This is a genomic window from Pantoea sp. NSTU24 (assembly GCF_050157905.1).
Taxonomy (GTDB): Bacteria; Pseudomonadota; Gammaproteobacteria; order Enterobacterales; family Enterobacteriaceae; genus Pantoea.
In genome coordinates, this window is sequence record NZ_JBKIWZ010000003.1 from 25,975 (window position 1) to 38,919 (window position 12,945).

A 12,945-nucleotide genomic window follows, 5' to 3' on the forward strand; every position below is an offset into this window, starting at 1 on the left:
ATTTCAGGCGCAGTGGATGCACAATGCCATGAGTGTGATGCCAACATCCCGGTCAGAGGCGATCTTAGCCCGTTTTTCAGTTGCCACGCGGCAGTGGTTTTCTGCCGCCTTTGCCACCCCGACGCCGGTGCAGCTGGCGGCCTGGGAGGCCATCGCCCGCGGCGAACATGCTCTGGTCATCGCCCCTACCGGCTCCGGGAAAACGCTGGCGGCCTTTCTGACCGCCATTGACACCCTGTTCAGGGTCAGAACGGAAGATCCCGCTCCCGCGCGTGAAAAGACCACCCGAATTCTCTATATTTCACCGGTAAAGGCGCTGGCGGCTGACGTGCAGCGTAACCTGACGCTGCCACTGGCCGGGGTCAGCGCCCGTCGTGCAGCAATGAATGAGTCCGCCATTACCCTGAACGTCGGCATGCGTTCTGGTGATACACCCGGCGCAGAGCGTGCCAGGCTGCTGCGTCGCCCGCCCGATATTCTTATCACCACCCCGGAGTCGCTGTTTCTGATGCTGACCTCAAAAGCCCGGACAACGCTACAGGGGGTGACGACAATAATCATTGATGAGGTGCATGCGGTGGCGGGGTCAAAACGGGGATCGCAGCTGGCGCTGAGTCTGGAGCGGCTGGATGCGTTGCTACCTCAGCCCGCCCAGCGCATCGGGCTTTCCGCCACCGTGCAGCCGATTGAACGGGTCGCGGCCTTTCTGGGCGGTAATCAGCCTGTTCAGGTTGTCAATCCGGCCGCCAGCCGTACGCTGCAGCTGACGATCGAGGTGCCTGTCGACGATATGACCGACATCGCGGATGCGGAAGATCCAGTCGCTAAATCCGCCGCGTCTGGCGGTTCGATCTGGCCACACATCGAGACGCGCATCCTGCAGCAGGTCATGGCGCATCGCGCCACGCTTGTCTTTGTCAATTCGCGGGGGCTGGCGGAGAAACTGACAGCGCGGCTGAACGCTCGCTACCTTGCCAGGCGCGGGCCGTCTGACGATAGTGACAGCGATCACGACGCGAACGACATCCTGATCGCCCGCTCGCATCACGGATCCGTTTCCAGAGAGCAGCGAAGCGAAATTGAAGCTACGCTGAAACAGGGCAGCGTGCGCTGTGTGGTGGCGACCTCAAGCCTGGAGCTGGGCATTGATATGGGCCCGGTAGATCTGGTGATTCAGGTTGGCGCGCCACTGTCAGTCACCAGCGCGCTACAGCGGGTGGGACGGGCCGGGCATCAGGTTGGCGGTGTATCGGCCGGGATCCTGCTTCCCCGCACCCGACGCGATCTGCTGGATGCGGCCGTCACGCTCGAGCTGATGCAGACCGGTCAGCTGGAGGCGCTGACTCCACCACGTAATCCGCTGGATATTCTGGCACAGCAGACGCTGGCGGCGGTGGCCATGGACAGCCTGCAGGCCGACAGCTGGTTTGCACGGGTGCGCCAGGCCGATCCATTTCGCACGCTGCCACGCCGGTTGTTTGATGCGACGCTTGATATGCTGGCTGGAAAATTTCCGTCAGATGCGTTTGCTCAGCTCAGGCCGCAGCTGGTGTGGGATCGCGAAAGCGGTCTGCTGACACCACGTCCTGGTGCGCAGAAACTGGCTGTAACCAGCGGTGGCACCATTCCCGATCGGGGCACATTCAGTGTCATCCTGCCGGAAGGTGAAGAGCAGGCGGGTTCACGGCGCGTGGGCGAGCTGGATGAGGAAATGGTTTATGAGTCGCGAGTCAATGATGTCGTCACTCTGGGCGCAACATCCTGGCGGATTCAGCAGATCACCCATGATCAGGTGGTGGTGGTGCCTGCACCGGGCCGTCCCGCCCGCCTGCCGTTCTGGCGCGGTGAAGGAGCGGGCCGCAGCGCCGACTCGGGCGCCCGCTTCGGCATGTTTCTGCGTCAGCTGAACCGGCGGCCGCCTGAGGAGGCCGCAGCCCGGCTCAGCGCGCTGGGGCTGAACCCACAGGCCGTTAGTAATCTGCTGGCGCTGGTCGCCGAACAGCGTGCCGCTACCGGCGTCGTGCCGGATGATCAGACGCTGCTGATTGAACGCTGCCGGGACGACATCGGCGACTGGCGAGTGATCCTGCATTCACCGTGGGGAAAACGGGTCAATGCGCCCTGGGCGCTGGCGATCGGCGCCCGCATCCGGCAACGCTGGGGTGTCGATGCCTCTGTTGCCGCCAGCGATGACGGCATCGTCGCCCACTTTCCCGCCAGTGAACGCGATTTGCCTGGCGCTGACCTGTTTATCTTTGACGCGGATACGCTCTTGCGCTATGTGACGGAAAGCGTCGGCCAGTCGGCGCTGTTTGCCGCCCGTTTTCGGGAATGCGCCACAAGGGCGCTGCTGCTGCCGGGGCGTAATCCAGGTAAGCGGTCGCCGCTCTGGCAGCAGCGACTGCGTGCCGGTCAGCTGCTGGCCGTTGCTCAGCAGCATGACGATTTCCCCATTCTGATCGAAACCGCCCGCGAATGTCTGCAGGATGTCTATGACCTGCCTGCGCTGCATGCGCTAATGAACCAGGTGGCAGAGGAGCGCGTCAGCATGGTTGAGGTGATGACCACTCACCCCTCCCCTTTCGCCGCACCACTTTTATTTGGCTACGTCTCGGAGTTCATCTACGCCAGCGATGCCCCACAGGCGGAACGGCAGGCCTCATTGCTGACGCTCGACAATAGCCTGCTGGGTGAGCTGCTCGGCCAGACACCGAAACGCGACCTGCTCAACGCGGAGGCCGTTAAACAGGCGGAACAGGAACTGCAACGCCGCGATCCCCGCTATCAGGCCTCGCATACGGAAGGCATCATCGATCTGCTGCGCGACCTGGGCCCGCTCTCCGCTGCAGATATCGCGGCCCGCTTTTCCGGCAACCCTGAAGCGATGACCCCGGCCATCAAGCAGCTTGCGGCTGCCCGGCGGATTATTCCGGTCACTGTCGCCGGAGAAGCACGCTGGGCGGTGATCGAAGATGCCGGTCGCCTGCGCGATGCGCTGGCCTGCGCGCTGCCGGATGATCTGCCTGAAACCTTTCTGACATCGGTGGCCGATCCCCTGGGCGATCTGATCAACCGCTACGCCCGCACGCATGCGCTGTTCTCAACCCGACAGCTTGCGACACACTTCGGGCTGGGCACCGCCGTGGCAGACGAACGGCTGCGCGCCCTGCATTCACAGGGCCATCTGATGAATATCGGTGCGGCAGCAGAGGCGGCAGAAACAGAGTGGGTCACAGCGGAGAACTTCAGACGCCTCCGCTTACGTTCACTGCAATCAGCTCGCGAGGCAACCCGGCCAGTGCCGCCTTCCGCCTGGGTTCGCCTGCTGCTGGCGCAGCACGGTTTACATGACCAGCAGCGTGAAGAAAACCAGGGTGCCAGCGGGCTGCTGCGGGTGATCGAACAGCTGGCTGGCGTGCCGCTTCCGGCCTCGCTGTGGGAGTCGCAGATCCTGCCAGCCCGGATCGCCGACTACCAGCCGGCGATGCTCGACGAACTGTTAGCCCGTGGCGAGGTGATCTGGTACGGACATAAAGCGCTGGGCCACAATGATGGGCTGATCTCTTTTCACCTCTCTGAGTTTGCTGCAGAAACGCTGCCGCTGCAGGCTGTCCCGTCTCATCTGTCCCCGCTACAGCAGGCCCTTTCCGACGCACTCAGCCAGGGAGGTGCATGGTTTGCTCATGAGCTGATGGCGAAAATGGAAGCACGTGCGCCGGCACCTGCGGATATCAATGACGCACTATGGCAACTGGTCTGGCAGGGTTACGTCACCGCCGACAGCTGGATTGCCGTGCGCGGCCGTCTGAGCACACCAGGCGTGACACGTTCACGTCCGACGCGGACGCTGCGCAGCCGTTCTGGTCACCGCTTTACGGCAGGCGCACTACCCGCACGGCGGCCAATGATCAGCACGCTGCCCGGACGCTGGTCGCGGATAGTGCGACAGGCGGTTGCGCCTGCCCGGCAGGCCCTGTCGCTGGCGGAGAATCTGCTGGACCGCTATGGGGTCATCACCCGCGGCTGTGTCGTTTCAGAACAGGTCCCCGGCGGCTTTCCGGCCCTGCAGCCAGTATTGCGCGGCATGGAAGATGCCGGGCGGCTGCTGCGGGGCCGGTTTGTCGCCGGAGCAGGCGGCGCTCAGTTTGCCGATCATCAGACCATCGATCGGCTGCGGCAGCTGGCAGAAGAATACGGGGCTGCGACGGAGGCCGTCGTGCTGGCGGCCTCTGATCCGGCGAATCCGTTTGGTGCGATGCTCGGCTGGCCGTCACACGCCAGCGCTACCCGGCCTGCCCGCCGTCCGGGAGCGCGGGTGGTCATTGCGGACGGTGCGCTGATACTCTATCTGACGCCAGGCGGCAAAGAGTTACTGACGTTCAGTGACGATGTCACACAGCTGGAAGCCGCGGTTGCCGCGCTGGGCGCGTCGCTGAAACGGGAAAAACCTGCGAGCTTTACGCTGGAAACGGTGGCGGGTTATCCGGTATCACACTCGCCCCTGTTTAATGCGCTGCGCCACGCTGGTTTTTCCCGGGTGCCGCAAGGGTTCAGCTGGTACCGCTAGCGCAGATTACGGTATATCGGCGAACGCCTGCGCGGTCATCCAGGATCGGCCCGCAGGCTGAACGCTTCCGCCTCATGCACGATCTTTCACTCAAAAAACTCCGATTATTTCGCTCTCCTGACGACACCAGATAGTTGCCCTGCTGAATCACCATTACACTTGATCTACACCCACGCAGGAGGTTCTCATGTCAAACAGCACCATGACTTTTCAGTTAGGCGATCGTGACGTTAACCGTATTGGCTTTGGCGCAATGCAGCTCGCCGGACCGGGCGTGTTCGGGCCGGTAAAAGATGAAGCCCGTGCCATGCAGGTTCTGCGCGACGCGATTGAAGCAGGGGTCAATCATATCGATACCAGCGATTTTTATGGCCCGCACGAAACGAACCTGTTAATCAAGAAGAGCCTCTATCCCTATCCGCAGGATTTGTGCATTGTAACCAAAGTTGGCGCCCGGCGTGATGCCAAAGGGGGCTGGCATGCGGCCATGGAGCCGGAGGCGCTGACGCAGGCCGTAGAAGATAATCTGCGTCACCTGGGGCTGGACGTGATTGAAGTAGTGAATCTGCGCAGCATGCTTCATCCGGCCAGACCCAAAGAGGGCTCGCTTGCCCCGCAGCTGGAAGCGCTGCTGGCCTTAAAGGATCGGGGACTCATCCGGCACATTGGCCTGAGTAACGTCACGGCTACCCAGATCGCTGAAGCCCAAGCGATAACGCCCATTGTCTGCGTGCAGAATATGTATAACCTCGCACACCGTCAGGATGATGAACTGGTGGACAGCCTGGCACAGCAGGGTATTGCCTGGGTGCCATTTTTCCCGCTGGGCGGCTTTGCGCCGCTTAAGCTGGCACAGCTTAATGACGTTGCAGCCTCACTGGATGCCACGCCGATGCAGGTCGCGCTGGCGTGGCTGCTGCGCCGCTCACCCAACATCCTGCTGATTCCCGGCACCTCTTCACCGGAACATCTGCGCGAGAACCTGGCCAGCAGTGAACTGACGCTGTCGGATGAGGTGATGACGACGTTGAATGCTCTGTAATCTGTCATGGGGAAAGGTAACAAGGACGTGATGCCGTCACATCCCGAGCTGAAAGACAGCGGCCCTTTTCAGTTGGCAAACGTCTGGCGAAAGAAAATGGATTTCGCTGGGAGACTGGTGGAGAAGATGCCCGTTTCACGGGCCTTTCCAGGTGTAATCAGCCGCGATTTTACTGCCCGGCGCTGGCGATTTCAGCCTGAAATCGCCAGCGTTGAGCGCGCCCTGATCTGCCCTTTACAGTGAACATTGAAGGTTTGCAGGATGACAGAATGAAGGCAGGTGCGTCGGAGAGAGCCGATAAAAAACCGGATTCAGCGTTGGGCTAAATCCGGTAAGGGATTAAACGGCTTCAGCCTCTTTCGGTTTTTCACCAAACTTCTCTTTCATGTGCGTTTCAATCTCTTCCAGACTCTTGCCCCGCGTTTCAGGGACCATCGCCATGACAAAGATTAGTGAACCCACATTGATAGCGGCAAAGATAAAGAAGGTTGTGCTGCCGGCATATTCCATAACCGGTGGGAAGCCAAAGGCGACCACCGCATTAAATATCCACTGCAGCGAAACTGCTCCACCGGTCAGCACACCGCGCAGCTGCATCGGGAACAGCTCCGACATCATCAGCCAGTAGACTGGTGAAATACACATCTGCATGCAGAACAGGAACAGCAGAATACAGGCCAGAGCCAGATAGCTCTGCATCAGGCTGGAACTCATAAAAGTCAGTACACCACCCAGCAGAATCTGCGCGGTGATCACCAGACACAGGCCGGTAATCAGCATCGTACGACGCGGAAAGCGGCTGATGGCCCAGATACCAACAAAGGTCGCCAGCACGGACACCACCCCGTTGCCGATAGTGGCGGCAATCGAGGCGCTGGTGCCCAGACCAGTGGACTTAAGAATGATCGGCGTATAATACATAAAGCCATTAACCCCGGTGAACTGCGCGACAAAGCCCAGACCGACACCAATGATCATCAGACGAATCACCCATTTCTCACAGATCAGGGTTTTTGCATCCGGACCGCGTTCTGCTGCCCTGGCCTGCTTCTTCATCTGTGCCATTTCATGACGGACTTCGCGCGGCGTTTCACGTAGATATTTCAGGATTTTTTTCGCCTCGCGCAGACGCCCTTCCGCCACCAGCCAGTGCGGCGAAGCCGGTACGAAGAAGGTGCCGATAAACAGCAGCAGACCCGGCACCATTGCAATCGCCAGCATGTAACGCCACAGATGTTCATCGTGCAGCAGATAGCTTAGCAGCGTACTGGCGACATAGGCCACCAGCTGGCCGGTCACGATCATCAGTTCGTTGCGGCTGACCAGCGGCGCCCGCAGTCGCGGTCCGGCGATTTCAGCGATAAACACGGGCACGGTTGACGAGCCACCGCCCACTGCGATACCTAGCAGGAAGCGCATCGCCACCATAACGTTGACAGAGGGTGCCAGCGCCGTGCCCAGCGAACCCAGCACAAAGATCACCGCCAGGCTGCGCAGCGTAATACGGCGGCCAAAACGGTCAGAGAAGAAACCACTCAGGAAGGAGCCAATGGCGGCTCCGAACACCAGCGAAGAGGCGACGAGTCCTTCCGTAAAGGCGTTAAGTCCCAGCCCGCCCTGATCCGGCGGTGAGGTCATATAGGGCAGTGCGCCCGAAATAATCCCGGTGTCATAACCAAAGGCCAGCGCCCCCATTGTCGCCACCAGCACCACTAAGAAAATACGCTGGCGTACCGTATCCGCAGGCGCGTGATCACCTGCATCACCAGAATCTGGTGTATTTGCACTCATAATATCCCTGCCATTAATAAGTTAAACATCAGGATGGTTAAATTTCATACGGAATAGAAATGGAACATATTTGCCGATTGGGTAAAGAAGTGTAGACGCTATTTTTAAACTGGCATGAGCAATACGCAGTTAATATCCGGCAGGAAAAAAAGAAGAAATAAACCATAAAAACAGTAACTGAATGAAATTTATTTCAGGGCATCGCTTTCAGCTCATCCTGAATCCAGTCAAGAAAATAGGCAATGCGGGGAAACCGGGCAAATCCGCGCGGAAAAACCAGATGATGGGCGCTGACGGGCTGGCTCTCTTTTTCAGGAAATACCCTGACCAGCTTTCCGCTGCGCAGATACGCTTCTGCCAGCAGTTCACTCTCAAAAATCAGACCGTGGCCCAGCATTGCCGCTTCAAGGCTCATATAGGAGCGGTCAAAGCGAAACAACCACTCCTTATCCGGCTGAGGTAACTGCTGGGAGGCAAACCACTGCGGCCACTGAATCAGCGGCGATTCCGATAAGATCAGCGCATGGTGACGCAGATCTGACGGCTGCTGAACCGGATGCTGTGCCAGATAGGCCGGTGACGCCAGAACCGACATGCGCTCATGGCGAATCGTTTTGATCTCAAAAGCTTTCCAGTCCGGGAAACCGTGGCGTATCGCCAGGTCAATATTATCACGGCTGAAGGAGAGGTTTTCGTAAGAGCAGGAGAGGGTAAGCTGAAACTCCGGATAGCTCGCCTGGAACTTATGAATACGCGGCAACAGCCACAGGAGCCCGAAGCTGGGCGCACAGTGTATCCGCAGATTGCTACGGGCGCTCTCGTGGCTGATACGTGCCGTCGCCTGCGCCAGCCCCAGCAAAAGTGGACCGATCTCCCGCAGATAATGCTCACCCGAGAGCGTCAGCGTCACCCCTTTGGCCGAGCGATTAAACAGAATACAGCCCAGTTCCCGTTCCAGTTTAGCCAGCTGATGACTGGCCGCTGAGGGTGTAATATTGAGTTCCTCAGCCGCACGCGCCACATTACCGAAATGAGCAACCTGCTCAAAAACCTGCAGCGCTTTTATTGAAGGTAAGTGATCAGACTGCTTTTCCATCTGCCTCTCCACTCCGGAACTTTGTGACAGGTGCCTGTTTCTTTATTGCAAAACTGTTAACTGCATCAAACCAGCAAATTTATTCAGCATCAAATGAATTTTTTTGCATTGCCAATTTTCACCACGTTATCAATTCTGATTATGACCCTACCGGTAGCGATACCGAACCACTAATAATTATTCTTCTGGAGTGGATCATGTTACTTGAAAATAAAGTTGCGATTATTACCGGAGCCGCCTCCGAACGCGGTATTGGCCGGGCGACGGCGGCCTGCTTTGCTCAGCATGGTGCGCGTGTTGTGGTGCTTGATTTAGATCTGCAGGCCGCGCAGGCCAGCGCCCTGTTGTGCGGAGAGGGACATCTCGGTCTGGCGGCCGATGTGACCGACCCCCTCTCATCCGGCAGGCCGTTGATCAGATCCTTGCGCATTACGGGCGCATTGATGTGCTGGTCAACAACGCAGGCATCACGCAGCCGGTGAAGACGCTGGAGATTGGCCTGAGCGACTACAACCGGATCCTTGACGTAAATCTGCGTGGCACGCTGCTGATGTCCCAGGCGGTAATCCCAACCATGCAGCAGCAGCAAAACGGCAGCATTATCTGCCTTTCGTCCGTGTCGGCTCAGCGCGGCGGCGGAATTTTCGGTGGCCCGCACTACAGTGCAGCGAAGGCGGGCGTGCTCGGTCTGACCAAAGCGATGGCGCGCGAGTTTGGTCCGGACCAGATCCGCATCAACGCCCTGACGCCCGGTCTGATCCAGACGGACATTACGGGCGGCTTACTTCAGGATGAACGCCGACATGCCATCATCGACAGCATACCGCTTGGCCGTCTGGGTACGGCCAGCGACGTTGCCAGCGCGGCGCTGTTTCTTGCCAGCGATCTCTCAGTCTATCTCACCGGCATCACGCTGGATGTGAACGGCGGCATGCTAATTCATTAAGCAACGCCCTTCCCTGCCCGCACATCCGGTGGGCGCTCTTCGGGAGTGAACATCATGACCACGCTTAATCTGAGCGCAGCCTCGGCTGCGCGCGATATTACCTATCGCAAAATTGCCTGGCGGCTGATGCCCTGGCTGATGCTCTGTTATCTCTGTGCCTATCTCGACCGTGTCAATGTGGGTTTTGCGAAGCTGCAGATGATGGACGATCTGTCGCTGAGCGAAACAGTTTACGGACTGGGAGCCGGCATCTTTTTTATCGGCTACTTCTTCTTTGAAGTGCCCAGCAACCTGATCCTGCACCGGGTCGGCGCGCGTCGCTGGATTGCCCGCATCATGATTAGCTGGGGCCTGATCTCGGCGCTGTTCGCCTTTGTGGAAACGGCCTGGCAGTTCTACCTGCTGCGTTTTCTGCTGGGCGTTGCCGAGGCTGGTCTGGCGCCCGGCTTGCTGCTCTACCTTACCTACTGGTTTCCCGCGCATCGTCGCGCGCGTATGACGGTGCTCTGGTTTGTTGCCATTCCGCTTTCCGGAATGCTGGGCGGCCCGCTTTCCGGTTGGATAATGGCCACCTTTGCCGGCTTTCACGGCTGGGCGGGCTGGCAGTGGATGTTTTTGCTGGAAGCCATACCCACCATAGTAATGGGCTTAGTCGTGCTGCTGGTGCTTAAGGATCGTGTTGAGCAGGCGGAATGGCTGGACGACGACGAGAAGCGCCGGGTACGTGCCGACCTGGATGAGGATAATCAGCAAAAAGCCTGCCACGGCACGGTGAGGGCGTTCATCACCGACCGGCGTCTGTGGCTGCTGGCCCTGATCTATTTCTGTGTCGTGATGGGTCAGTATGCCCTGACGTTCTGGTTGCCGACACTGGTGAGGAACTCAGGCGTGAGCGAGCCGCTGCATATAGGTCTGCTGACCAGTCTGCCCTACCTCTGTGCCATCGTTTTTATGTTGCTCGCCGGTCGCAGCGGCGACCGCTGCCGTGAACGCCGCTGGCATCTCATCGTGCCGATGGTGACTGGTCTGATCGGTCTGACGCTGGCGACGCTGCTGAGTCACAGCACTGCCTTCTCTCTGCTCTGCCTCTGTCTCGCTGCGGCAGGCATTCTTTCCGCCTCATCACTGTTCTGGATGCTGCCGACCAATCTGTTGGGCGGCGTCTCTGCGGCTGCGGGCATCGCCGCAGTGAACTGTTTTGCCAATCTCGCCGGTTTTTTTTCGCCGTGGCTAATCGGTGCCATCACCACGGCAACCGGCACGCCCTCATCCGGCATGTACTTTATTGCTGCGGTCCTGCTGAGTGGTGCGCTCTGCGTGCTGCGCATCCGGGCGGCGGACGTTAATCGTTAATCAGGAGGTCACATGACAGATCCTCAAAGCAGAGCCGACGCGCTCTCCTTACAGCAACGCGCCACCCGCATCCGTCGCCATGCCTTACTGATGGGCCAGGTACAGGGCCAGGGATATATCGGGCAGGCATTAGGGGCAGCCGACCTTCTCGCGGTCAGCTATTTTCATGCCCTGAACTACCGGCCCGGTGAACCTGGATGGGAAGGGCGTGACCGCTTTTATCTTTCGATCGGCCACTATGCAATCGCGCTGTATGCCGCTCTGCTGGAAGCAGGCGTCATTCCCGAAGCGGAGCGGGAAACCTACGGCACCGATGAGAGCCGGTTGCCGATGTCCGGCATGGCGGCTTACACCCCCGGCATGGAGATCACCGGCGGTTCGCTGGGCCACGGGCTGGGGATCGCGGTAGGTGCCTGTCTGGGGCTGAAGCAGAAAGGCTCAACGGCGCGGGTCTATAACCTGCTTTCAGATGGGGAACTGAATGAGGGCTCAACCTGGGAAGCCGTGATGTCTGCGTCTCACTGGCAACTCAATAATCTGATCGCCATCGTGGACGTCAATAATCAGCAGGCTGACGGCCACAGCAGCGAGATTCTGGCTTTTGAGCCTATCGTGGAACGCTGGCAGGCATTTGGCTGGTTTACCCAGCGGGTCGACGGCAACGATATACCTGCGCTGCAGGCCGCGTTTGACGCCGCACGCAACCGGGAGGGGCCGCAACCGCGCGTCATTATCTGCGACACCCGGATGGGCAAAGGCGTGCCGTTTCTGGAAAGCCGTGAAAAGACCCACTTTATCCGCGTCGACGCCGATGAGTGGGACAAAGCACTGACCGCACTGGAGCAGGGAGTCTGAGATGAATAACCAACCGCAGAAAAAACGGCTGACCACCTCAGCCATGATTGCGTCTATCGCCGCAGAAGGCCAGCCTACAGTGTCAGCCCCCTTTGGTCATGCTCTGGTTTTGCTGGCGCAGCAGCGTTCTGATGTGGTCGGACTGACGGCGGATCTGAGCAAATACACCGATCTGCATCTGTTCGCAGAAGCCTTTCCTGCGCGCTTTTATCAGATGGGCATGGCGGAGCAGTTACTGATGAGTGCCGCAGCGGGCATGGCGCGGGAAGGATTTATGCCCTTTGTCACCACCTATGCCGTATTTGCTTCCCGTCGCGCCTATGACTTTATCTGCATGGCAATCGCCGAAGAGAACCTGAATGTCAGAATTGCCTGCGCGCTACCCGGTCTGACGACCGGTTACGGGCCGAGTCATCAGGCCACGGATGATCTTGCCATCTTCAGAGGAATGCCCAACCTGACCATTATCGATCCCTGCGATGCGCTTGAAATCAGTCAGGTCGTTCCGGCTATTGCCGAACATCAGGGGCCGGTATACCTTCGGCTGCTGCGTGGCAAGGTGCCGCTGGTGCTGGACAAATATGACTATCGCTATCAGCACGGAAAGGCTCAGCGCCTGCGCAGCGGTAAGCATGCCGTCATTATCAGCAGCGGGCTGATGACCATGCGTGCTCTGGAGGCGGCTGATGTGCTGGAAAAGCAGGGCATTCAGATTGGCGTCGTACATTCTCCCATGATCAAACCGCTGGATGAGGAGACGATCCTGCGTGAAGCCGGGGAAGCGCTGCACCACAACCAACTGGTAATTACCGCAGAAAACCATTCGATTACTGGCGGGCTGGGCGAAGCGATTGCGGGGCTGTTGATGCGACATTGCGTCACGCCACGCTTCAGACAGATCGCATTACCAGATGCATTTCTGGCTGCTGGCGCGTTACCCACGCTGCATGACCGCTATGGCCTTTCTACCGAAGCAGTAGTGAAGCAAATTACTGCCTGGCTGGAAGGCTAAGACTGACTTAACCGGGTCACCGGCCCGGTTTTTACCCTCCACGTCGCGCACAATTCAGGCGTCTGCTATCACTATTTCCCGCCCAGGTTTACTGATTGCAGTGGACAACGCATTACGCTGCCCTGACCCGGCCACCGAAGCCTGAAACCGGGGCAGGCGACCGGCTACAAAACCCGAAAACACCAGCCGATGCCGATTCACTGTAAACAGTTCGCTTCTCTACTGTCTTAAACAGACGGCAGGATATCTGGCGCCTGAGCGGTTCAGAAAATTCCCGATACGC

Annotated in this window: 7 protein-coding genes and 1 pseudogene; 6 read left to right on the forward strand and 2 right to left on the reverse strand. The window is 58.9% G+C overall.

Going from position 1 to position 12,945, the window contains the following annotated elements; all coding sequences use genetic code 11:
* Positions 1–37: 37 nt before the first annotated feature.
* Together ACLHDD_RS18765 and ACLHDD_RS18770 are read left to right on the forward strand one after the other, a co-directional pair.
* Positions 38–4,567 carry an ATP-dependent helicase gene (locus ACLHDD_RS18765; protein ID WP_427105356.1) on the forward strand — a complete coding sequence of 1,510 codons (4,530 nt, stop codon included), beginning with the start codon at positions 38–40 and terminating at the stop codon, positions 4,565–4,567.
* A 187-nt stretch (positions 4,568–4,754) separates the two neighbouring features.
* Complete coding sequence (locus tag ACLHDD_RS18770) at positions 4,755–5,609, forward strand: oxidoreductase (RefSeq protein WP_427105357.1); 855 nt, start codon at positions 4,755–4,757, stop codon at positions 5,607–5,609.
* Between the two features lie 339 nt (positions 5,610–5,948).
* Here ACLHDD_RS18770 and ACLHDD_RS18775 read toward each other — a convergent pair whose 3' ends face one another.
* Both ACLHDD_RS18775 and ACLHDD_RS18780 read right to left on the reverse strand, forming a co-directional pair.
* Positions 5,949–7,400 carry a sugar porter family MFS transporter gene (locus ACLHDD_RS18775; protein WP_427105358.1) on the reverse strand — a complete coding sequence of 484 codons (1,452 nt, stop codon included), beginning with the start codon at positions 7,398–7,400 and terminating at the stop codon, positions 5,949–5,951.
* Positions 7,401–7,593: 193 nt separating this feature from the next.
* Positions 7,594–8,496, reverse strand: coding sequence for a LysR substrate-binding domain-containing protein (locus tag ACLHDD_RS18780; RefSeq protein WP_427105359.1), 903 nt, complete (start codon positions 8,494–8,496; stop codon positions 7,594–7,596).
* A gap of 197 nt (positions 8,497–8,693) precedes the next feature.
* On the opposite strand from ACLHDD_RS18780, the pseudogene ACLHDD_RS18785 reads away from it, so the two are divergent.
* The 4 genes and pseudogenes from ACLHDD_RS18785 (at position 8,694) to ACLHDD_RS18800 (ending at position 12,662) form a co-directional block, all read left to right on the forward strand.
* A pseudogene (locus ACLHDD_RS18785) lies at positions 8,694–9,442 on the forward strand (SDR family NAD(P)-dependent oxidoreductase).
* Between the two features lie 54 nt (positions 9,443–9,496).
* On the forward strand, positions 9,497–10,795 hold the full coding sequence (locus ACLHDD_RS18790; RefSeq protein WP_427105360.1) for an MFS transporter: 1,299 nt from the start codon (positions 9,497–9,499) through the stop codon (positions 10,793–10,795).
* Between the two features lie 12 nt (positions 10,796–10,807).
* The gene (locus ACLHDD_RS18795; RefSeq protein WP_427105361.1) at positions 10,808–11,650 is read left to right on the forward strand and encodes a transketolase; all 843 of its coding nucleotides are present in this window, start codon (positions 10,808–10,810) and stop codon (positions 11,648–11,650) included.
* Between the two features lies 1 nt (position 11,651).
* The gene (locus tag ACLHDD_RS18800; RefSeq protein WP_427105362.1) at positions 11,652–12,662 is read left to right on the forward strand and encodes a transketolase family protein; all 1,011 of its coding nucleotides are present in this window, start codon (positions 11,652–11,654) and stop codon (positions 12,660–12,662) included.
* Positions 12,663–12,945 lie beyond the last annotated feature (283 nt).

Coding starts and splice junctions, on each gene's coding strand:
- ACLHDD_RS18770 (WP_427105357.1), top strand. CDS start 4,755: ATGTCAAACAGCACCATGACTTTTCAGTTAGGCGATCGTGACGTTAAC.
- ACLHDD_RS18780 (WP_427105359.1), bottom strand. CDS start 8,496: ATGGAAAAGCAGTCTGATCACTTACCTTCAATAAAAGCGCTGCAGGTT.
- ACLHDD_RS18775 (WP_427105358.1), bottom strand. CDS start 7,400: ATGAGTGCAAATACACCAGATTCTGGTGATGCAGGTGATCACGCGCCT.
- ACLHDD_RS18800 (WP_427105362.1), top strand. CDS start 11,652: ATGAATAACCAACCGCAGAAAAAACGGCTGACCACCTCAGCCATGATT.
- ACLHDD_RS18765 (WP_427105356.1), top strand. CDS start 38: ATGCCAACATCCCGGTCAGAGGCGATCTTAGCCCGTTTTTCAGTTGCC.
- ACLHDD_RS18790 (WP_427105360.1), top strand. CDS start 9,497: ATGACCACGCTTAATCTGAGCGCAGCCTCGGCTGCGCGCGATATTACC.
- ACLHDD_RS18795 (WP_427105361.1), top strand. CDS start 10,808: ATGACAGATCCTCAAAGCAGAGCCGACGCGCTCTCCTTACAGCAACGC.